Origin of the sequence: Bradyrhizobium sp. Ce-3 (assembly GCF_022835695.1) — a bacterium.
GTDB lineage: Bacteria > Pseudomonadota > Alphaproteobacteria > Rhizobiales > Xanthobacteraceae > Bradyrhizobium.
The window spans coordinates 660,746-684,056 of record NZ_BQUV01000001.1 but is presented as its reverse complement, the minus strand read 5'-3'; the positions used below and the strand labels follow the sequence as shown (position 1 = coordinate 684,056).

General features: G+C 65.6%; 11 protein-coding genes. 9 read left to right on the top strand and 2 right to left on the bottom strand.

Features of this window, described 5'->3' with window-relative positions; translation table 11 throughout:
• The first annotated feature begins 6 nt into the window (after positions 1-6).
• From BRSPCE3_RS03210 to BRSPCE3_RS03170, 9 genes are all read left to right on the top strand, one after another.
• The gene (locus BRSPCE3_RS03210; protein ID WP_244064216.1) at positions 7-1,044 is read left to right on the top strand and encodes an aliphatic amidase; all 1,038 of its coding nucleotides are present in this window, start codon (positions 7-9) and stop codon (positions 1,042-1,044) included.
• An 81-nt stretch (positions 1,045-1,125) separates the two neighbouring features.
• Positions 1,126-2,460: a cytosine permease gene (locus BRSPCE3_RS03205; protein WP_244064215.1), complete on the top strand. Its 1,335-nt coding sequence runs from the start codon at positions 1,126-1,128 to the stop codon at positions 2,458-2,460.
• Between the two features lie 34 nt (positions 2,461-2,494).
• Positions 2,495-3,514 (top strand): alpha/beta fold hydrolase, encoded by a 1,020-nt coding sequence (locus BRSPCE3_RS03200; RefSeq protein WP_244064214.1) that lies wholly within the window; start codon positions 2,495-2,497, stop codon positions 3,512-3,514.
• A gap of 49 nt (positions 3,515-3,563) precedes the next feature.
• Positions 3,564-4,376: a CbbQ/NirQ/NorQ/GpvN family protein gene (locus tag BRSPCE3_RS03195; RefSeq protein ID WP_283843073.1), complete on the top strand. Its 813-nt coding sequence runs from the start codon at positions 3,564-3,566 to the stop codon at positions 4,374-4,376.
• 14 nt (positions 4,377-4,390) lie between these two features.
• Positions 4,391-6,679: a nitric oxide reductase activation protein NorD gene (locus BRSPCE3_RS03190; protein WP_244064213.1), complete on the top strand. Its 2,289-nt coding sequence runs from the start codon at positions 4,391-4,393 to the stop codon at positions 6,677-6,679.
• A gap of 205 nt (positions 6,680-6,884) precedes the next feature.
• On the top strand, positions 6,885-7,559 hold the full coding sequence (locus BRSPCE3_RS03185; RefSeq protein ID WP_244064212.1) for a TonB C-terminal domain-containing protein: 675 nt from the start codon (positions 6,885-6,887) through the stop codon (positions 7,557-7,559).
• A gap of 10 nt (positions 7,560-7,569) precedes the next feature.
• Complete coding sequence (locus BRSPCE3_RS03180; protein WP_244064211.1) at positions 7,570-8,073, top strand: RNA polymerase sigma factor; 504 nt, start codon at positions 7,570-7,572, stop codon at positions 8,071-8,073.
• A 17-nt stretch (positions 8,074-8,090) separates the two neighbouring features.
• The gene (locus BRSPCE3_RS03175) at positions 8,091-9,101 is read left to right on the top strand and encodes a FecR domain-containing protein (protein ID WP_244064210.1); all 1,011 of its coding nucleotides are present in this window, start codon (positions 8,091-8,093) and stop codon (positions 9,099-9,101) included.
• Positions 9,102-9,394: 293 nt separating this feature from the next.
• Complete coding sequence (locus tag BRSPCE3_RS03170) at positions 9,395-21,211, top strand: filamentous haemagglutinin family protein (RefSeq protein ID WP_244064209.1); 11,817 nt, start codon at positions 9,395-9,397, stop codon at positions 21,209-21,211.
• Here the strand turns inward: BRSPCE3_RS03170 and BRSPCE3_RS03165 are convergent.
• Positions 21,204-21,797 (bottom strand): ANTAR domain-containing response regulator, encoded by a 594-nt coding sequence (locus tag BRSPCE3_RS03165; protein WP_244064208.1) that lies wholly within the window; start codon positions 21,795-21,797, stop codon positions 21,204-21,206. The two genes, BRSPCE3_RS03170 and BRSPCE3_RS03165, sit on opposite strands and share 8 nt — an antisense overlap.
• On the bottom strand, positions 21,794-22,957 hold the full coding sequence (locus tag BRSPCE3_RS03160) for a transporter substrate-binding domain-containing protein (RefSeq protein ID WP_244064207.1): 1,164 nt from the start codon (positions 22,955-22,957) through the stop codon (positions 21,794-21,796). The genes BRSPCE3_RS03165 and BRSPCE3_RS03160 overlap by 4 nt, the downstream gene beginning before the upstream one ends.
• Positions 22,958-23,311 lie beyond the last annotated feature (354 nt).

Genomic DNA, 23,311 nt, shown 5'->3' with positions numbered 1-23,311 from the left:
CGAGACATGTTGCATGGAGACATATCGAGCAGCAAGGACACGGTCGGCGTCGCCGTGGTCAACTACAAGATGCCGCGCCTGCACACCAAGGCCGAGGTGCTGGATAACGCGCGCAACATCGCCAAGATGGTCGAGGGCATGAAGCTCGGCCTGCCGGGCATGGATCTCGTGATCTTCCCGGAATACTCGACCCACGGCATCATGTACGACTCCAAGGAGATGTACGAGACGGCGTCGACGGTGCCGGGCGAGGAAACCCGCATCTTTGCCGACGCCTGCCGCAAGGCCAAGGTCTGGGGCGTGTTCTCGCTGACCGGCGAGCGCCATGAGGAGCATCCCAACAAGGCGCCGTACAACACCCTGATCCTGATGAACGACAAGGGCGAGATCGTCCAGAAGTATCGCAAGATCATGCCGTGGGTGCCGATCGAGGGCTGGTACCCCGGCGACTGCACCTATGTCTCGGACGGACCGAAGGGGCTGAAGATCAGCCTGATCATCTGCGACGACGGCAACTATCCGGAGATCTGGCGTGACTGCGCCATGCGCGGCGCCGAGCTGATCGTCCGCTGTCAAGGCTATATGTACCCGGCCAAGGAGCAGCAGATCCAGATCTCGAAGTCGATGGCCTGGGCCAACAACTGCTACGTCGCGGTCGCCAACGCTTCCGGCTTCGACGGCGTCTATTCCTACTTCGGCCACTCCGCGCTGATCGGCTTCGACGGCCGGACGCTCGGCGAGTGCGGCACCGAGGAGAACGGCATCCAATACGCCCAGCTCTCGGTGTCGCTGATCCGCGACGCCCGCCGCAACATGCAGTCGCAGAACCATCTCTTCAAGCTGATGCATCGCGGCTACACCGGCCTGATCAACTCCGGCGACGGCGATCGCGGCCACGCGGTCTGCCCGTACACCTTCTACAAGAACTGGATCACGGACCCCGAAGGTACGCGGGAGATGGTTGAAGCCATGACCCGTCCGACTGTCGGGACCGACGAATGTCCGATCGAGGGCATTCCGAACCAGAAGGTCGCACATCGTTGATTGGAGAAGTCGGGCAGTGCCGGCGCGATCAGTCGCGCCGGTGCGGTTCTGAATCTGTTGCAAGGGGAAACGGGGGTTACCATGAGCAGCCAAGCGAATAGCGGACTGGTCCATCAGACCGAAGGACAGATCGACGACCTTCTCGGTCACGAATTCGAGCACGAGCCGGTGCCGATGAGTGCCCGGCGCAGCGCCTTCTCGGTCACCATGGTGTGGCTGGGCTTTCCGATGATCATCACCGGCGCGATGACCGGATCGCTGCTGGTGCTCGGCATGGGCTTCAAGAATGCGCTGATTGCCATGATCATTGGCAATCTGATCATGTTCGCCTATGTCGGCGCGCTCGGCCTGATCGGCACCAGACGCGGCATGAATTTCGCGCTGATCGCGAGCATCGTGTTCGGAAAGAAGGGCTATGTGTTGGCATCAGGCCTGCTGTCGACCCTGCTGCTGGGCTGGTACGCGGTGCAGACCGGCATCACCGGCGCATTGATCTCATCGACCTATGGCCTGAACTATGTGGCGATGACCATCGTCGCGGGCGTGCTCTATATCGGGATCACCTTCGTCGGCGTGAAGGGATTGCACTATATCGGGCTCGCGTCGGTGCCGCTGTTTGTCGTGCTCGGCCTCTGGGTCGCGGCCGATGCCGCCTCGACCACGACGTCGGCGGCGATCTTCGGCTATGCCGGCAACAATGGCGTAGCCAGCATGTCGATGGGGGTAGGGCTCACCGTGGTGCTCGCGCTGTTCATCGACGCCGGCACGGTGACGGCGGACTTCAACCGCTGGGCGCCGAGCTCGCGGGCGTCGCTGTTCGCCACTTTCAGTGCGTTTCCGTTCGCCAATCTGGTGGCGATGCTGGTCGGCGGCGTGATGACGGCTGCGCTCGCGGTGCCGAACGCCAATCCGTTCGGCGTCGACAACATGTTCGGCTACATGAACGGCAAGCAGCTCACCTGGCTCAGTATTCTCGCCTTCATCTTCCTCTACGCCAATCTCGGCTCGGTCTGCTCGCATTGTCTTTACAATGCCGCCACCGGCTGGTCGCGCATTCTCGGCACCAATATGCGGCTGATGGCCGTGATTCTCGGTGCCATCGGGATCGTGGTCGCCGCTGGGAACGTCTGGGCGTTCTTCATCCAGTGGCTGTCGCTGCTCGGCATCCTCGTGCCGCCGATCGGCGCGATCATTCTGGTCGATCAGTATCTGCTGCGTGGCGGGACGCGGGCGGACGTGGACTGGCGGGCGAAGCCGTTCATCGCCTGGGGCATCGGGTCGCTGTGCGCCTTTGCGGTTGAAAATCTGATGCCGGGGCTGTCCACTGCGATCTCGGCCGCGCTGGTCGCCGGTATCGTGTACGGGGCGATCGCGCGGGAGGAGTCTCCGACCGAAAAGCTGGCGCGTCCCGCCTGAGCGACGATCTCGATCAAGCAAGAAGGGTACCTCAATGAGCGTCGACTATCAGATCTATGATCTCGGCAATCTGACCTTGCAGCGCGGCGCGACCCTCCGCGACTGCAAGCTCGCCTACAAGACGTTTGGCCAACTCAACGCGGCCAAGGACAATGTCATCGTCTACCCGACCTGGTATTCCGGCCAGCACTACGACAATGAATGGCTGATCGGCCCGGGCATGGCGCTCGATCCGGCAAAGTACTTCATCATCATCCCGAACATGCTGGGCAACGGCTTGTCGTCGTCGCCGAGCAACACGCCGGAGCCGTATAACGGGCCGCGCTTTCCCCAGGTGACCGCCTATGACAATGTGCGGGCCCAGCACCGGCTGGTGACCGAGCAATTCGGCATCAAGCACATCCGCCTGGTGGTCGGCTGGTCGATGGGCGCGTTGCAGACGTTCCATTGGGGGGCGCTCTATCCCGACATGATGGATCTGCTGGCGCCGTTCTGCGGTTCGGCCAAATGCTCGCGCCACAATTATGTGTTCCTCGAGGGCGTCAAGGCCGCGCTCACCGCGGACGCGGCCTGGAAGGAGGGCTGGTACACCGACAAGCCGGCCCGCGGCCTGCGCGCCGCGGCGCGCGTCTATGCCGGCTGGGGGTTCTCGCAGGCCTTCTATCGCGAGCAGCTCGACATCAAGACGATGGGCTATTCGTCGTTGGAGGATTTCCTGGTGGCGTTCTGGGAGGGCTTCTTCCTGCCGAAGGATCCGAACAATTTGCTCACCATGCTGTGGACCTGGCAGAACGGCGACATCAGCGCCAACGAGATCTACAACGGCGACTTCAAGGCCGCGCTGAAGGCGATCAAAGCCAAGGCCTATGTCATGCCGGGGCAGACCGATCTCTACTTCCCGCCCGAGGACAGCGAGAACGAGGTGGCGAACATGCCGAACGCCAAGTTCGTGCCGGTGCCATCGATCTGGGGCCACTTCGCAGGCGGGCCGGGAACCAATCCGGTCGATGTCGCCTTCATCGATGGCAAGCTGAAGGAATTGCTCGCGTCGTGATCTCGAATGCTTGCGAACGGCGGCCTGCGCGATCATGGGAGGCGTGAGCTTGTCCAATCCCGCCCTGCTGCTCGACCAGTACCGCATCCGCGAGGAGCCGTACTACCGGCCCCTCAAGGATGAGGTCGAACTGTTCGGCGCAGCCTATGCCAGCCGCATGCCGGTGATGCTGAAAGGCCCCACCGGCTGCGGCAAGACCCGCTTCATCGAATACATGGCCTGGCGGCTCGGACGTCCGCTGATCACGGTCGCCTGTCACGAGGACATGACGGCGGCGGACCTGGTGGGGCGCTGGCTGCTCGATGCTGAGGGCACGGTGTGGAGTGACGGGCCGCTGACGACGGCGGTGCGTCTCGGCGCGATCTGTTACCTCGACGAGATCGTCGAGGCGCGCCAGGACACGACGGTGGTGATCCATCCCCTGACCGACGATCGCCGGGTGCTGCCGCTGGAAAAGCGTGGCGAACTGATCCACGCCCATTCCGACTTCCAGCTCGTGATCTCCTACAATCCGGGCTACCAGAGCGCGATCAAGGACCTCAAGGAATCCACCAAGCAGCGCTTCGCGGCGCTGGACTTCGGTTACCCCGACCGGTCGGCGGAAACCGAGGTGGTGTCGCGCGAGGCCGGCATCGAGCCCAACCTCGCCGATCTCCTGGTGAAGATCGCGCAGCACAGCCGCAACCTGAAGGGCCAGGGGCTCGACGAAGGCGCGTCGACCCGGATGCTGGTCAATGCCGGCCGCTTGATCGGATGCGGCATCAGCCTCGAGAAGGCCTGCGAGACCACGATCGTGGTTCCCTTGACCGACGATGCGGACACCAGGAACACGTTGCGCGACGTGATCTCGGCCTGTGCGTGAACGGAAGGCTGGAGGTGGCAGTCGCGCAAATCAGTTCGCTCGATGGCTTCCGATCCGCCCGACGGCTTGCGGCACTGTTGCGCGGCCATGATGAGATAGGTTCGGCCGTGCAGGTGACGCGGGCCGCATTGCAACGGATCGCTCCGTTCGATCATCTCGCGGCCTGGGACGAGGCGGTGCACGACCTGTTCGCGGCCAACCTCGGTCATGCCGTGGTTTTGGGCTTTCTGCAGTTGTCGGAGCAATGGCCGGCGCAGCGATCGACCGACGATCTGATCGCGATCGGACGCACCGCCAGCAATATCGGCCGCAACGGCGGAAGCCGCGTCGCCCATACGTTGCTGGCCGAAATGCCCAAGTTATTGCCGCGGCTCGCGGGGGCTGGCGAACTCACCGCCGTCCTTGCTGCGCTCAGCCACCTCGCAGAGACGGGGCCGGAATCCGTCGGTCTTGCGATCGGCCGCTTGGGGCAGTTGCTGGCGAATGCCGGGGGCGAGGACTTTGCCGCCTGGGTGTCCGCCGGCCTGCGCGCAAGCGGCGGCCGCGCGGCGCGACGGCGTGCGTATTTCGCGCTCGACGATCCGCTGTCGGCGCGGCTGTTCGCCGTCGGCCGGACCGGCGATGATTTTGCGCGGCTGGAGAAGCGCCTCGCTGCGACCACGATTGCCCTGTGGAACAGAAAGCCGCGCTTCCGCAAGCTTGCCATCGCGCCAACGCCGGTGCCGCGGCGCGCCTCGCTCGCCGCCGGCCTGATCGGGCTTCCGGAGACCTTTGCTGGCTTCGAAGGCGAGGCAGCGGACGCCATCTATCTCGCGGCGGCTGCGCATGCGGGCGCGCATCTGGCACATTCCACCCACCGCTTGCCGGTTGGGCGCCTCAAGGCGCTGCAGATCGCGCTGGTCTCGCTGGTCGAAGATGCCAGGGTCGAGGCGCTGGCGCTCGGTGAGATGCCCGGCCTGCGCCGGCTCTGGCTGCCGTTTCACAGCACGGCGCCGTCGGGGCAGGCGACCGCCGCGGGGCTGATGATGCGATTGGCGCGGGCGCTGATCGACCCCGACTATCAGGATCCGGATGCGTGGGTGACCAAGGGGCGGACGCTGTTTGCCGATGCCGCCGGCCGCTGGACCGATCCGGCCATCAGCCGCGAGATCGGCGGACTGCTCGGCAACGACATCGGGCAGATGCGGCTGCAGTTTAATGCCAAGAGCTATGTCGTCGAGCCCGCGTACCGCGACGACAATCTGGCGCTGTGGGATTTTGGCGACCAGCCGGACAGTCCGACCGAGACGATCGAGCTTGCAGTCGATTCGGTGCGGATCGAACGCCGCGACGACCCCGATGGGCAGTCCGCCGACGACAACGCCAAGCCGGACGAGACGCTGCGCGCGAAAGCCAGTGCGGTCACGCTGCTGGACGGATTTCCGGTGGCGACCTATCCGGAGTGGGACTATGCCGCGCGCACCGAGCGGGCGGACTGGACCACGATCCTGGAGGCCGATGCTGCCGTTTCCGCGCAGCCCTTCGATCCCTCGACGGATGCCGAGGCGATGCGCTGGATCACCGAGTTGACCCGCGACGCCTCGATCGGCCGCCGTGTCAGACACAAGGGCCAGCGTGATGGCGACGCGCTCGATATCGACGCGACGATCGCGCTGACGATCGAGCGGCGTGCCGGCAGCATCAGCGAGCCCAGGGTCTACCAGCGCGATGCGCCGGGCCCGCGCGACCTCGCCATTCTCCTGCTGTTGGACCTGTCGCAATCGACCGCCGACCGGGATCGCCGTGGCCGGACGGTTCTCGATGTCGAGCGCAAGGCGGCGGCGATCATGGCCGCCGCGGTCGACGCCGCCAATGACGCGATCGCCGTGCACGGCTTCAGCTCCGACGGCCGCGAGCGGGTGCGCTATCTGCGTATCAAGGGCTTTGAGGAGCCGATGGACGCCGTCGTTCGTTCGCGCCTCGCTGGCCTTGGCAGCAGCCATTCCACCCGGCTCGGCGCGGCGTTGCGCCATGCCGGAGGCTATCTCGCGGAACGGCGTGCGTTCCGCAAGGTGCTGCTGGTCCTGACCGACGGCGAGCCGTCCGACGTCGATGTGCCCGATCCGCACTATCTCGTCGAGGACGCGCGCCGCGCCGCGCAGCAGTTGCGGCGGCGCGGCACCGATATTTTCGCCTTCGGCGTCGGTGAGCACAGATTTCCCCAGCTCGATCGGATTTTCGGCGAGCGCTATGCGCTCCGCGTGCCGCGCATCGAGGTGCTGCCGCAACGGGTGATGCAGCTCTATGCGGAACTGAAGAAGTAGCGGGGCTGTCGATCCGGAGCGCGCTCAGGTCCCGCTGGCCTACGTACCGCTGTCACACTTCGGCGCTAACGTTGCAGATTGGACACAGTGGCCCGCCCGGGAAACAATCGACGCGGATACGATGAGTATTGGATATTTTTCGAGGGGCCTGGCAGGGCGCCCCTCTGACGTTCCTCGTCGATTCTGCGTTCTGATCTGTCTTTGCGTGCTGGGCGCCGGCACCGAATTCGCGTCGGGACAAGAGAGCCCGATCGCTTCTGCACCGCGCATCAGTTTCGATATTCCGTCGCAGCCGCTGACATCCGCGCTGGAAAGCTACGGCGCCACGTCGAAGCGCGAGGTGCTTTACGATGCGCGGCTTGCGACCGGGCGGACCTCGGGCGAGGTGAGGGGCGTGTTCGCGCCGTCTGAAGCCTTGCAGGTCCTGCTTGACGGCACCGGCCTTGTCGGCCGTCTGACATCGGAGAGTGCAGTGGTAATTGTTCCCGTATCTCCGGCCGCCGGGCAGCCGGCGACGGCCGAGGTCGATGCGCGAAAGGGCGATCCGGTCATTCGCGCCCGTTACTACGCCGTGGTGCAGGAGCGCGTTCGCGACGCCTTCTGCAGGGAGACCGCGCTGCGGCCGGGCCGTTATCGCATCGCCGTGCAGTTCTGGATCGCTCCAACCGGATCGATCCAGCAGACCAGGCTTTTGAGCAAGACCGGCGATGCCCGCATCGACAGCGCGATCGAGACCACACTACACGGATTGCGAATGAAAGAGGTGCCTCCGCCGGGCATCTCGCAACCCCTGACGATGGTTGTCGCGCCGCGGCCTTCGGACCAGACCCAGGACTGCGCCGGCATCGACGCAATCCGGTCCAGCGGCGGAGCGAACTGAGCGTGCTGCGATGAGCGACGCAACCCGGACCATGCTGCGCAGCTTCCTGGCTGCCCGCTACGACGATCTCAAAGTGCGGCTCAGCCGTCGTCTGGGATCGGCAGAGCTCGCCAGCGATGCGTTGCAGGATACCTATGTGCGTCTCGGGCGGGCCGAGGTGGCGGAGGCGGTACAGAGCCCGGCCGCATATCTGTTCCGCATGGCCTTCAATGTCGCAATCGACCGGCAGCGGGCCGAGAAGCGCCGCCTGGCGAACAATGAGATTCAGGATCTGCTTCATATCGTGGACGACGCGCCAGGGCCTGGTCAGATCGCGGAGGCCCGCTTCGAGCTCGAGGCCCTGGAGAAGGCGATCGCCGAACTGACGCCGCGCAGACGGGTCATCCTGTTGGCGGCGCGCCTTCAGGGCATGCCGCAGCGGGAAATCGCCAACCGGCTCGGGGTCTCGTTGCGTCTGGTCGAGAAGGAGCTCCGCCTCGCCCAGGAGCATTGCGCGCTGAAGCTGGGAAAATAGTTGTGCGGTTCTTGGCTATGGCGAACGTCAAATGGACAGGCGGAGGCGGCAAATCGACGATGGAACTCGGCGCGATGGAGCGGGAGGCACATGCCTGGGTGAGGCGCTTGACGTCCGGAGACGCGACGGTCGCGGATGCCGATGCATTCCAGGCGTGGCGCCAGCAGAGCGCAGCCCATGCGATCGCCTTTGCGAAGGCCTGCAAGCTTTGGGACACGGTTGGCAACGCCGGTCAAAACCTCCGCTACGACCCGGCATCGCTTGGCGTTTTGCTTGATGGTGAAGCAAAGCGCGTGATGACCCGCAGGCTGGTTCTTCGCGGCGGGCTTGCGACCGCCGCCGTGGCTGCCGGGGCGGTGGCGCTGCGTCCTCCGCTCGAGCTTTGGCCGTCATGGTCCGAGCTTGCGGCGGACTATCGGACCGGGACGGGGGAGCAGCGCAAGGTTGCCTTGGGCGACAGCGTCTCGATCAACCTGGACACACGAACCAGTATCGCCCTGCGGCCGGACCATGGCGACAACAGCCGGATCGAGTTGATCTCGGGACAGGCATCGATCGCGACGACCGCGCAGGTCTCGAGACCCGTGACGGTGATCGCGTCCAGTGGTCAAACGGTTGCAACGCAAGCCTCGTTTGACGTGCGCTACCTCGGAGCCGAGGTGCGCGTCACCTGTCTCGGCGGCGAGGTCCGCGTCGAGCATCAGGGAAATGCCCGTACCGTTCGTGAGCGGCAGCAGATCGCCTATGACGCGAGACGCATGAGCGATATCGTCGCGATCGATCCGGCCGTCGAAGCGGCCTGGCAGGAAGGCTTGCTCATCTTCCGTTACACGCCCCTGCCCAAGGTGGTGGAAGAGGTGAACAGGTACCGATCGGGCCGGATCTTCGTCGTCAATGCCGCGCTGAACGCCCATCTGATCAATGGCCGCTTCCACATCGACCGGATCGACGAGGTGCTCCAGCAGCTCGAGCAAGCCTTCGGCGTGAAGGCGAAAACACTTCCCGGCGGCATCGTGCTGCTGAGCTGAGGAGGCGGCGAGCGGGCTTTCGAAAAAAGTTCGAGTCCGGCGTGCGGGTCGACCCAATGGGGATCGTCACAGCCGCGAGGGTCTCGGTGCCGGCGCCGGGACGAATATCCGGCTCTACGCTGCCCGCGCAAGAAGGCGATTCCATGGTTCCCCGCTTCTCCAGGTCCCTATCACGCGCAACCATTCGCGCTGCGTTGTTTGGCAGTGTCAGCGTCGCGGCGCTGGTTGCCAGTGCGCCGGTGGTCGCGCGCCCGTTTGGATCGGCCTGGACGGCGTCACCCTCGGCCGCAGCGATGGCAGCGTCGCAATCGGCCGCGCAGGACGCGGCGGCAGCCGCCAGGCAGGGCCAGGATGCAATGGCGCGGGCGACCCGCGCCATCCAGGCGATGCAGGCCTTGCAGAGCGCTGCGCGTAGCTCCGCGCAGGCCTCACAGCGTTCGGTGACGCTGCCGCAGGTCGTCGTCCCGAACGGTCTTGCGCCCGGCGGCTTGCAGGTGGCGCCGGGATGGCAGGGTGCGAATGCGCCGACGCAGGCGGTCGATGCCGCCGGCCAGACCCAGGTCGGCATCGCGCAGACCCGGGCGCAGGCGATCCTCAACTGGAATTCCTTCAACGTCGGCGCGCGCACCACGCTGACCTTCGACCAGCAGAGCAACGCCAACTGGGTGGCGCTCAACCGCGTGGTCGGCAGCACGGCGCCGAGCCAGATCCTCGGCAACATCAAAGCCGACGGCTCGGTCTATGTGATCAACCAGAGCGGCATCATCTTCGGTGGCGCCAGCCAGGTGAATGTCGGCTCGCTGATCGCCTCGACCGCCGCCATCACCGATACCCAGTTCCTCCGTAACGGCATCTACTCGCAGCAGGCGGGTGGCCAGTACGTGCCGAGCTTCACCGATGCGCGCGGGGCCGTGAAGGTCGAGCCCGGTGCGCTGATTGCGACCAACGCGCCGTCCTCGGTGACGCAGGGCGGCGGCTTCGTCCTGCTGATGGGAACCGAGGTCAGCAATGCCGGCTCGATCACCGCGCCGCGCGGCCAGGTGCAACTCGCCGCCGGCAACGACTTTCTGCTGCGGCCGGGTTACAGCACCGACGCCAACCAGGCCTCGACCACGCGCGGCAACGAAATCTCGCCGATCGTTCGCGATGCGATCGCGGCGGTCGGCAATTCCGGCCTGATCTTCGCCCAGCAAGGCGACATCACGCTTGCGGGCCGCAGCATCAGCCAGGACGGCGTGCTGGTCGCCACGACCTCGGTCAATACCCGAGGCACGATCCATCTCCTCAATGCCGCGTCGGATACGGCGGGCAGCATCACACTGTCCGGCGGCAGTCTGACGACGATCCTGCCCGAGCTCGACAGCAGCGAGACCGCGCTCGACAGCCAACGCAGCCAGTTGGTCGCCGATTCCAGCGCCTTTGCCCACGTGCCGGTCGCCAACGCCCAGTTCGACAACCTTTCGCGGCTCTCCGATCGGCTCGATCAGGGGCGCATCGAGGTCGTCAGCGGCGGCAACGTCGTCTTCAAGGACGGCTCGGTCACGCAGGCGCAGGGCGGGCAAGTCTCGGTCAGCGCCGGCCGCCGCGTCTTTGCCGAGAGCGGATCGATCATCGACGTCTCGGGTGTGCGCGGCGTGCTGCTGCCGATGTCGGCCAACAATCTGCTGATCAACGTGCAGGGCAATGAGCTGCGCGACTCGCCGGCCAATCGTGATCAGGACAATCTGAAGAACGCGGATGTCTGGATCGACGCGCGCGACCTGGTGTTGGTGCCGGCGGGGACCGGAGGCTATGCCACCGACCGCTATTACACGCCCGGCGGGCTGCTCGAGGTCTCCGGCTATCTCGCCAACACCGCCCACCGGATCGGCGAATGGGCCGCGGTCGGCGGCACCGTCACGCTGTCGGCGCAGGAAGTCGTCGCGCAAGCCGGCGCGGTGTTCGACGTCTCCGGCGGCTCAGTCAGCTATCAGGGCGGCTATATCCGGACCTCCAATCTGCTCGGGGCCGACGGCCGTCTCTACAGTGTCGGGCAGGCGCGCGCCGACATGCAGTTCTACGGCCTTGGCGTCGGTTTCATTCGCGAGCACAAGCTCGGCGGCAAGGTTGCGCCGAACCTGACCGAAGTCTGGACCAGCCCGTTCGGCAAGGGCCGGGTGACGACCCGCTGGGAGGACGGCTACACCATCGGCCGCGACGCCGGCTCGCTCATCCTGTCGACGCCGACGTCGGTCTTCGAGGCTGACATCGTCGCCGATGTCGTCACCGGCTCGCGCCAGACGACGGCGCGGCCGGACGGCATCGCCGACGGCTACAAGCTGTCGCAGAATGTCGCGCCGCTGCAGGGCAAGCTGGCGCTCGGCGGCTATTCGGGGCTTGGTCTCACCGATGCATCCGCGGCGCGGGTCGTGTTCGGCCGAACCCCGGAGATCACCGCTGGGCTGAACGTCGCGTCGATCCTGCCCGACGATCGCGTTGGGACTGCATTGTTCAATTCCGACGCGCTCAATGCCGCGAGGCTTGGCGGTCTCAACGTTGCGAGCAGCAAGGACATCCTGGTCGAGGCGCCGCTCGAGCTTGCTCCTGGTGCGCAGGTGGCCCTTGCGGCGCCGCATGTCGAACTCGGCGCCAATGTCACGGCGCATGGTGGCAGCGTGATGCTGACCAACCTCATGCATGCCGTGCTCGGCCAGGGCCAGAACGAGCAATGGTGGGCGCTGCGCGACGCCGACGGAAAGTCGCAGGTGACGGTCGGCGAGAACGTCACCGTCGATCTCGGCGGATTGTGGAGCAACGCGCTGACCGGAGCCGACGTATCCGGTCAGGCGCATGTCGATGGCGGCAACTTCACCGTTTCGACGACCGGCGGCGTCACGCTCGCGAGCGGGTCGCTGATCGATGCGTCCTCGGGTGGCGCCATCCTGGTGACCGGCAAGACGAAAGGCGGCAAGGGCGGCAATGTCAGCCTCGTGGCCAATGACTATTCGCATCTGGCCTGGACGCAGTTCTTCACCAACCCGCTCATCCTCGACGGCACGATCCGCGCCTATGGCTTCACCGGCGGCGGAACACTGACGCTCAACGCGGGCCAAGAGATCGCGATCGGCAGGGCCGCGGCCGATGCGCTGGTGCTCGATCCGGCGCTCTTCCAGTCCGGCTTCACCGCCTACAACATCAGCAGCAACACCGGCATCGCGATCGGCGAGGGCACGCGCGTGGACGCCGCGGTGCCGGTCTATCGCTTCACGCAAGGCAGCTTCTCCGCGCCCAGCGGGAGCCTCGTTGCCGATGCCGCCGAGCTGTGGACGCCACCGCGCTTTGCCGTCAATTCGTTCACCCATAGCACCACGCAGCGCGCTGGCGCCGATGTGACGTTCTGGAGTCTGCATGATTTCACGCTGGCCAAGGGCGCGTCGATCAACGTCGATCCCGGGCGTTCGGTCTCGATCTTCGCCAACCGCCAGACGGTGATCGACGGTGCGATCACGGCACCGGCCGGCAATATCCTGATCACGAGCCTGCAGGATGCGCCCGGCGACACCCGCTACAATCTGGGCTACGGCGAGTTCGGCCTGACGCGTTCGTTCTGGATCGGCGATGACGCGGTGCTGGATGTCTCGGCACGCGACGCCGTCGGGCGTGACGATCGCGGGGTCTCCTATTCTGCCGTGCCGGACGGCGGTACGATCCGGATCGGCGGCACCGGCGCGCTGGACCCCAAATATCCCGTCGTCAGCGATGCCTTCGTGATCGTTCGCCCGGGTGCGCTGATCGACGCGTCGGGCACCTCGGCGGTGGTCGATGTCCAAAGCGGCAACAGCTATGTCCCGACGCTTGCAGCGAGCGATGGCGGGACGATCTCGCTCTATTCCAGCTTCGGCATGGCGCTCGACGGCACCTTGCGCGCGGCATCAGGCGGCAGCGGCGCGTCCGGCGGCGCGCTGAACCTGACCATGTCATGGCGCGGCTACATCGTCGGCCAGCCCGACTCCAGCTCGCCCTATGCCAGCAGCGAACTACCTCCGGAATTCCAGAGGTCGCGCGATATCACGCTCGTGCAGGACGCTACGGGCAGTGGCCTGAGCGCCAGTCTGTCGCCCGGCCAGGCCGATCCGGCGCTGCAATTCGGGCGGACGGTGATTGGTGTCAACCAGGTCGAGAAGGGTGGCTTCGGCTCGCTCGCGCTCTACACGCGCGATCTTCTCGTGTTTGACGGCAATGTGGATCTCAGCCTGTCGCGTAGCCTTCGGCTGTCGAGCGGCGTCATCGCATCGGCGCCGGAGACGCCAAACAGCACGATCCGTCTGTCGGCGCCCTATGTCCGGCTTGATGGCGTCTACAACAGCGAAGATGCACAGACCGCGGTCGGCTATTCGCCCGGGATCAACAATCTTCGCGTCCGGAATCCGGCGGCGGGCGGCAGTTTCACGGTCGCAGGCGACCTGATCGATGTGTACGGGCCGGTCCAGTTCGGAGCCACCGGCGATCAGGGCAGCGGCGCCGTGGATCTTGGATCCGGTCGTCCGATCAGCCTTCCATTCGACGCTCGTGGCTTTCATCAGGTCGCGCTGCAGAGCAGCGGCGACATCCGGTTCGGCACCGGCGGGCTCGATGTCGAGAATCTGGCGCTGACTGCGGACCAGATCTATCCGCTGAGCGGCGCGGTCGCCGTCATCAAGGTTGGGCTGCGTCCGAGCGGGACTTTTGCCGCCTATGATCCCGATGCGGATCTCATCATTCGTCGCAACGACGACGCAACGCCGGCGGTTCCTGCTTCCGTGTTCGGCGATCTGGTTTTAATTGCAGCCAATATCGATCAGGGCGGCGTCGTGCGTGCGCCGCTGGGGCGCATCTGGTTCAATAATTATACTGGTATCGTTGTCAACAACGCGCCGTCCAACGCGCGCGTCACCTTCCGCAGCGGCAGCATCACCTCCGCGAGCGCGGCTGGCCTTGTTATTCCTTTTGGCGGGACCGCGGACGGCATCGCCTATCAGGGCGCGGACGGGACGCTGCGCAATCTGGCGGCCGCGTCCTATGACGATCACGCGAGCAACGTCTTGATCGCAGCCGGCATCTCGATCAACGCCGCATCAGTCATTGGTGAGGCCGGAGCCGTGCTCGATCTCACAGGCGGCGGCACACTCACCGGCGCGGGCTTCATCTCCGGCCGTGGCGGCTCGGTCGATGTGCTGAAGACGGCGCTCGTCAATGCCAATCCGGTCAACAGCTACAGCGCTGCCGGCAACAAGGTCTATGCGATCGTACCGGGTTCTGCCGTCGACTATGCGCCGGTGATCGCAACCAATGGCGCCGGCGATCCCGTGATCGGCCAGCAGATCACGCTGCCCTCCGGCGTGCCGGGAGTGCCGCCGGGCACCTACACGCTGCTGCCGTCAAGCTACGCGCTGGTGCCAGGCGGCTATCGCGTCGAGCTCGGCGCGACCGGAACGACGGTGGCGCCTCCCACGACTGCCGGCAATGGCTCCGTCGTTGCATCAGGCTTTCTCGGCATCGCCAATACCGGAATCAAGGATACGCTGCCGACGCGCGTCATCCTGACCGCCGGCCAGACCGCGCGGCTTTATTCGCAATACAACGAGACCAGCTATGCCGATTTCGAGCGCGCGCAGGCGGCCACGTTCGGCGGCTTCCGGCCCCGTTTGCCGGAGGACGGCAAGGTGCTTCAAATCAGTCTTCTGCCGCCGGTCGACGGCGGCAGCTCGCTGTCCTTTGCTGGCACCGCATTGTTCGATGGCGCCAAAGGCGGCATGGACGGCACGCTGATCATCAAGCCGTCGGTCTCCCCGTTGGGCGCTGCCGTGCTCGACATCGCAGCGCCAGGGGCTATGCCGATCGCCGGGCACACGACGGTTTCGAGCGACGACATCAATGCCTTCAAGGCACCGACGCTCATGCTGGGCGGCACGAGTACTTTCTTTTCGGAAGGTCCCGGAGACGGCGCCAAGATCTATTTCAGCGGGGTCTCAACCGAAGCCGTCAACCTGCTCGATGGCGCTACCATCCGCGCGGGCCAGGTGTTCCTGGTCGGCAAGGCCGTCAACGTGGCGGGCGGCGCGACCATCGATACGCGTGGGCTGAACACCAACGCCGTGGATTCGACGCTCGGTTATGTCTATTCCAACATCGCGCCCTATTCGACGGCCACGCCCGACGGCAGTCCGGCCGTGCTCGCGGTCGCCAATGGCTGGTTTCAGTTCCTGAACGCGGTTGGACCGGGCAAGATCGACATCGCGAGCGGTGGCTCGCTGCTCACCGACGGCAGCATCGTGCTGGCCGGGCCGGGCGGCCTCACCATGGGCGACGTCAATTTCGCCGCGCGCTATCTCAATGTGACGCAGGAGCAGGTCAATGTCGGCACCGAGGCCGCGCTTGCTGCAGCGCGGGCCGCAGGCCAGTTGCCGTCCGGATGGAACCTGACTCAGACGGTGCTCGACAAGCTGCTCCGGCCGTCGACCAGCGCAGGGAGCCCGGCGCTCGAACAACTCGTCATCACGGCGAGTGGCTCGTTCAATCTGATCGGCAACGTCGACCTGGATGCCACGCGCCAGGGCAGCTCCTCCACCGATCCTCTCAAATTCGTTCTCAACACGCCTGCCGTCTATGGCCTTGGCTCGAGCAGCGAGACCGCGAGCATCACCGCCGATACGCTGATCTTGAACGGTATCCGCAGCGGCAGCGGCTCCACGTCGAGCCCCTATGGCAGTCAGGCGCCTGCCGCCGTGCTGCCCGGCGGGCCCGGCACGGGGTCGGGGCATCTCGCCATCACCGCCAATGAGATCCTGTTCGGCTACGATGCTGCGCAGAGCAGGCCGACCGATGGTGCAACGCTGAACCGTGTGATCCTCGGCTTCTCGGACGTCACGTTGACGGCGGCGAAACGCGTCACCGCGAACAGCGATGGCACGCTGAAGGTCGGACTGAGTCAGGACGGCAGCGGCGCTTTGCAGGGTGGCGCGCTCATCATCGTGACCCCGCTAATCACGGCAAGCGATGGGGCCAGGCTCGACGTCAGCGCGGGCGCGGCCCTGCGGCTGGTCACGCCGGCCGGGAGCGCTCCCGCCGATACGCGTGGCGTGACAGACCTTGGCGGCACACTCTCTTTCACCGGCGACAGCGTGTTGGTCGACACCGCGTTCGTGCTGCCGTCCGGCAAGCTGACGCTGAATGCGACGCATGATGTCGTGCTCGGCGCAAATGCGATGATCGACCTGTCGGGCCGCGGCATCGCCTTCTTCGACGTCACCAAGTTCAGCTGGGGCGGCGATCTCATCCTGAGTTCCTCGAACGGCAATATCGTTCAGAGCACTGGTTCGGTGATCGATGTCTCCGCCGCGAACAACGCGGCGGGCTCGATCTCGGCCAAGGCGATCGACGCTGCGCACGGCCAGGTCGCGTTCGACGGCACGCTCAAGGGATCTTCGACGGGTGATTACGACAGCGGCCAGTTCACGGTCGCGGCGCAGAATTTCGGCGATTTCGCTGCGCTGAATGCCAGGCTCAACGATGCAGGTTTCTTCAGCGCCCGCAGCTTCGATCTCCGGCAGGGCAGCCTTGTCGTCGGGGACGGCATCAAGGCGCGCACTGTGACGATTTCGGTCGACCAGGGCAGCCTTACGGTCGACGGCAGGATCGACGCGAGCGGGGCGAAGCCCGGCACCGTGCGCCTGTCGGCGCGTGACGATCTCACGCTCACGGCGAATGCCGTGCTCGATGTCCATGGCAATGTGCTGCAGACCGACAGCTACGGCGCGCCGATCGAGGCCAACAACACCGCGCATGTCGAGCTTACCACCACGCACGGTACCATGACGCTGGCCGCGGGCGCGACCATCGACATGACATCGCCGGACGGTGTGGCCCGCGGCAAGCTCGAGCTCAACGCGCCGCGCCGCGGCGGCACCGGCGGGGACGGCGCGGGCGCCAACGATATCGCGATCGATGCGCGCGGCTCGCTCGACATCCGCGGCGCGAGCAGTATCGCGTTGAACGGCTTCCGCACCTACGACCTGCCGGGCGGCAGCATCATCGATCAGGCCTATCTCGACGGCCTGCACGGCGACAGCACGGCGTTCATCAACGCGGCGCTGCAGAACAGCGATTTGCAGCATCGTCTTGCCGGTCTCGCCGCCTACGGCTCGGCCTTCCACTTGCGGCCGGGTGTTGCGATCACGTCGAGCGGTGATCTCTCGACCAAGGGCGATCTGGATTTCTCCGGCTATCGCTACGGGCCGAATGCTAATCCGGCCGTGCTGGGATCGGGCGAGCCGGGCGCGCTCGTCGTCCGGGCCGCCAACGACCTCAAGATCAACGGCAGCATCAACGACGGCTTTGCGCCGCCGCCGGCGTCACCCGATGCCGTGACCGTGCTCGTCTCCGGCACCTTGTCGGACGCCTACACGGTCAAAACGGGCGGTGTGGTCCTCGGTGCCGGCTCGACGATTTCGAGCAATGGCACCATCAACATGGAGCTCAACCTCGTCGGCGGAAGTGTCGAGCGAAGCCCGGACGCCGCTAATCCGCTTCCCGTCGCGATCAAATTGGCGGAGGACTTCACGGTGAGGGGACCCCCCACGCCAGCAAGGAAGGTGAATGGCGGGCGTATCATCACGCCCGACCAGATCTACAACCCGGGTGATACTATTCCCGTTGGAACGGTGTTTCCGGCCGGCACTGTGTTCGAAAAGGGTCTCTATTTCACCGGAAGGGTCTTCATCAATGCATTGATCAGTCTGGTGCTTGAGCCGGTTACGCTGCCGGCGGGGACCAGCCTTACGCTTTTTGGAGGTTACACGTTCACGGCCGATACGCCGCTTCCCAAGGGCACGGTGCTGCCGGCCGGCATGACGAACGTCAATCTGCTCGGACCGGGCGATCGCCAGATCTGGGCGACTTCGCCGATGCTCGATCCGGGAACGCAATCCTGGTCGATGCGGCTCGTTGGCGGCGCCGATCTCGCCAGCGCCGACAGCCGCGCACTGCAGACGGTCGATACGCTCGCCGGTTCGGGCAACGTGGTGTTGAACGATCCATACAGCGTCACGATCAACAAGCCGTCCACGCCGGGCGTCAGTGTCGTGCGTACCGGTACGGGCAATCTCGAAATTCTCGCCGGCGGCAACTACGATCAGCAGTCGCCGTTCGGCGTCTATACCGCAGGCACCGCGATCAGGGCGACCGGGACCGCGGAGAATGATCCTTACAATGTCGACCGGGGCACTCTGGCCGACGGCACGGTGCTCGGATCGGCCAATGCCGGCTACGAAGCGACGCTCGGCGCGCAGCGAATGTATTACCCCGAACATGGCGGCGATTTCCTGCTGGTGGCGCAGGGCGACATCAGCGGCACGCTGACGAAGGGAGCGACCCAGATCGGATCCTGGCTGTGGCGCCAGGGTGGTTCGGAGATCGGTCAGCGGACCGCCTGGGGCATCAACTTCGGCAGCTATACGCTCGATCAGGTCCGTGACCCGAGCATGTTGTCTTTGGGACTATCGGCGTTCTCCGGCCTCGGCGCGCTCGGCGGCGGCAACGTCACGTTGCAGGCCGGCGGCACGATCGGCGACGCGGGCCGGGGTCTGGTCATAGCCGTCGGCGGCAGCGGTCGCGTGATGGCCGATGGCTCCCTGGTGCAGACCGGCGGCGGCACAATGTCGGTGACGGCCGGCGCTGTCGGCACCGGCGGCAATCAGTTCGTCAATCTGCGCGGGGCGATGGATGTCGCGACAGGAGATTTCGGCAGCCTCGTCGCAACCAACGACCGCAACGCCAGTGGGGTGGATCCGCGGCCGATCAATCCGTTGACCTCCTATTCGATGATCCAGCTCGCCGGCGGAGATTTCGCTCCGGGCGACAGCGTGATCAACATTCGCGCCCGCGGCGACCTGGCCGTGGGAACCATCCTCGATCCGGGCCGTGTCGGCCTCACCAACCTGACGGCCGCCGACAACGGCAGCGCGAGCGGCGGGGGCGCGAGCTGGTTCACGCTGTGGACGGGGACGACCGCCGTCAACGAGTTCGCCGCGGGCGGTTCGCTCGTGCCGGGAGCCGCTTCCGCGTATTTCCGGTTCCTGCCTTCGACCATGCGCGCGGTCGCCGCCAACGGCAGCATCTACAATCCGGGCGACGGGACATTGCTGCCGTCAGAGGACGGCGTGCTCGAGGTGCTGGCGCAAGGATCGATCTTTGGCGACACGATCTTGATGGGTCCGTCAATGGCGCCGCCATCGACGCTCGCCACGCCGTTCCGGCCCGGCTGGGCAATCCTGAACGGTCCAATCGGACTGACTGTCGCGGCTTCCAATTATTGGGGCGGCACCGCCGTGAGCGATAGCCCCAGCGGACAGCCTGTCTACGGCTACGACACGGGTGGGTATCCCTTCGCCTTTGATGCAAACACGGTCAAGGACAGGACTGTATCGTACGACGGCAATCTGTCGCGGATCTATGCGGTGAACGGCGATATCACCGGAATCACCTATGGGCAGATTACGACGGTGCGCCAGACGATCGGCGGCGTCGCCGTCAGCAATGCCTATTATCAGGCGGGAGGGCCGCTGCGGATGCTTGCGGGTGGTGACATCGTCAACACCAAGGGCTTCATCCTGCACAACGATCCCAACGATGTGTCGACCATTGCGGCTGGCGGCAGCGTCATCTACGCCGGCTGGCCCGGGGTCGACTTCAACGCGAACCGGGGCTGGGCGATCGCCGGGCCGGGCACGTTCGAAATCACGGCCGCAAAGAACATCTACCAGGGATCGACCGCGACGGTCGAAAGCATCGGCGCGCTGGTCGCCGGCGACAGCCGGCCGGGCGCAAGTGTCGTCATGCAGGCCGGCGTCGGCGCAGGTGAAGTCGGTGTCGGGCAGGTCGACTGGACCGGCTTTGCCCGGCTCTATCTTGATCCGGACAATCTCGCCGCCGCCGGACCGCTCGCCGACCAGCACGGCAAGGTGGCGAAGACCTACGGGGATGAGCTCTATGATTGGCTGACGGAGCGCTTCGGCTATCGCGGGGCGAAGGCTGATGCGCTCGGCTACTTCCTCGCGCTGCCGGGCGAGCAGCAGCGCATCTTCCTGCGGCAGGTCTACTATGCCGAGCTGACCGCGGGCGGGCGCGAATACAACGAGGTCGGCGGCCCGCGCGCCGGCTCCTATCTGCGCGGGCGCGAGGCGATCGCGGCGCTGTTCCCGAACAAGTCCGCCTATCGCGGCGACATCACGATCTTCACCGCGGCGTCCGGCACGCCCGGCGCGGCGAACTACGCGATCACGAGCGGCTTCGTTCACACCGATTTCGGCGGCGACATCCAGTTCCTGACGCCGGGCGGCGGCGTCACGATCGGGACCGAGGGACTGCTGCCGGGCGCCGATGCGGGCCTGATCACGCAGGGCGCGGGCAACATCCAGATCTATTCGCAGAACAGCGTGCTGATGGGTCTGTCGCGCATCATGACGACGTTCGGCGGCAATATCGTGATCTGGTCGGCGGAGGGCGACATCAACGCCGGCCGCGGCGCCAAGACCACCGTGATCTACACGCCGCCGAAGCGCGCCTACGACAACTACGGCGACATCACGATATCGCCCGTGACGCCCTCCAGCGGCGCCGGCATCGCGACGCTGCAGCCGATTCCGGAGGTTGCGCGCGGCACGGTCGACCTGATCGCGCCGCTCGGCACCGTCGATGCCGGCGAGGCGGGTATCCGCGCGTCGAGCTTCGTCAACATCGCCGCGCTGCATATCGTCAACGCCGCCAACATCCAGGCGCAGGGGGGCGTGATCGGCGTGCCGCAAATCCAGGCGCCGAACATGGGCGCGCTGAGCGAGGCCTCGAACACGGCGGGCGCCGCCGCCAAGCAGGCCGCCGTGCCGCCGCCGAACACCAACGAGCAGCCCTCCGTCATCATCGTCGAAGTGCTCGGCTATGGCGGCGGCGACGGTGGCGACGAACCAAAACGCCGAGGCAACGACAAGCAGAGCCAGTACGACCCGAACAGCGCCTTTCAGCTGATCGGCGACGGCCAATTGACTGCGGAGCAGATGAAGAAGCTGACGCCGGAGGAGCGGCGTCAGGTGGTCAACTAAGCGCCCGTTGCGCAGGCAGCGAGCCCTTGGCCGTGATCTCGGCCGAGAGTTCCTCGATGGTCTTGCGCTGTTCCATGGCAGCCCGCCGGATCAGCGCAAAGGCGGCCGGCTCGGCCAGCGCATGCGTGTGCATGACCTGAAGCACCGCGGCGAGCACGACGCGGCGCGATCGGAGACGCTGTTCGAGCTTCACCACCTGCTGTTTGAGCTCGCTGGTTCGTTCGCTGCGTTCGAAGGCCAGCACGAGCGCGGCATAGATGCCGGCCGAGCGCAGCGGCTTGACCAGGAACGAGGCCGGATCGAGCTCGAGCACCAGCTTCAGGCGGCTCGGCGTCTCGGTGCCGAGCAGGGCGATCACCGGGCTTCGTCCGAGCACGGCGCGCTGCACAGGCGAGGTGAGCGGCAGGAAGTCGTCGTCGATCAGTGTCACGTCCGGCCGGCAGTCGATCTTGGCGCCGGGCTCCCATGCGACGATGTCGATCCCGAGACGCTCGAACTGGCGCCTGACGATGGTGGCGTCACGCTCGTCCTTGATGGCGACCAGCGCCTTGCGTCCGCGCAGAGAAAATGAAGACGGCTTGCTCATTTCACAACCCGCAAATGCGGCGCATTCGGCAACGTTCCATCCCGTGCCGGGCTGGCGGCGATGTCGAGCTGCGTCAGATAAGGATCCGGTCGAACCGGCGCTTCAGCTTCCCAGAAGATGTCGAACTGTCCTTCGGCATTGGAGACGGCGAGCCGCGGCGTCAGGACGCAGTGGTTGTTGCTGCCGTCGATCCAGACCGGACCTTGCGGCGAATTGTAGCGGTGGCCGGCCGCCGCGCGCCGCACCTCGCCGATATCGGACGTGCCGGCGCGCTGCAGCGCGCGGGCCAGCAGATAGACCGCGACATAGGCCGATTGCCCGTCCACGGACGGGCTGCTGTGCTCGCCGTGACGTGCCTTCCAGCGCGCGACGAAGGCCCGGTTCTCGGGCAGCTGAATGCTTTCGAAATAGGCCGACGAGGTGATGCATCCGGCCGATGCGGGGCCTGCGATCTTGAGCTCGGGTTCGCACAGGCTGCAGCTCAGCATCGGGATGTCGAGCCCCGCCGCGCTGGTCGCTGCGTGAAAGGCGCGGATGAAGTCGTAGCTCGAACTGCCGACCAGCGTGTTGAACACGACCGGCGGTCGGCGCCGCACGATCTCGTCGACGATGTGCCCGACCGCGCTCTCACCGAGCTCGAGCAGGCGCTCGGCGAGAATCTTCCCCCGCGCCGCCGTCACCAACTCGCGGGTGACGCGGTTGGTTTCCCAGGTCCAGACATAGTTGGAGCCGACGCAGAAGATCTCGCGCGACAGATTGTCGAGCACGTAACGCACCAGCGGCAGCACGTTGTGATTGGGCGAGGCGCCGACATAAATGACGTTGTCGGAGCATTCGAACCCCTCGTAGCGCGCCGGATACCACAGCAGGCGGTCGGTGCGCTCGACGATCGGCAGCACCTGCTTGCGCGAGGCCGAGGTGTAGCAGCCGATGATGTGCTCGACCCCGACATTGCGAATGAGGTCGTCGCAGACCGTATGATACTCGGAAATGATTCCGCGGGGATCGCGGACATGCGCTGATATCGCGAAGTCGAACTCGTCCTGCTCGTTGATTTCGTCGACCGCCATCATGGCGCTCTTGAGGATCTCGCGCCCCATGGCCTGATAAGGCCCGTGCTGCGAGCAGATGATGCCAACGGGAATGGACGGCTTTGTCATCGACGACTTTCAGTGCAACGCGCGAAGGAAATCATCATCGCAGAGGTCGGTGCAAGAGGTCATGCCGATTTGCTGCGCATGCACCTTGCGAAATTTGTGCAGCCAGCCTCGTTGACAACGCGCTGCACACCTCCTTAGAATTTTCTCCTACAGGGCTTCCTGTCGAACCTTGCGTGCGTCGATTTGGCCGATGACGTCCCGATCGCCGCGCAGAGTGCTCTGTTCGACCCCGGACCCTAGCGACAGTTCATAGCCGCGGCATTTGGGCCATTCGTCACCTTCGTTTGGAGGGGCGGGTGGCTTTTTGCTTTTGCCGCCAGACAAATTGGCGACACGTCCGTGTCGCCAAGCCGG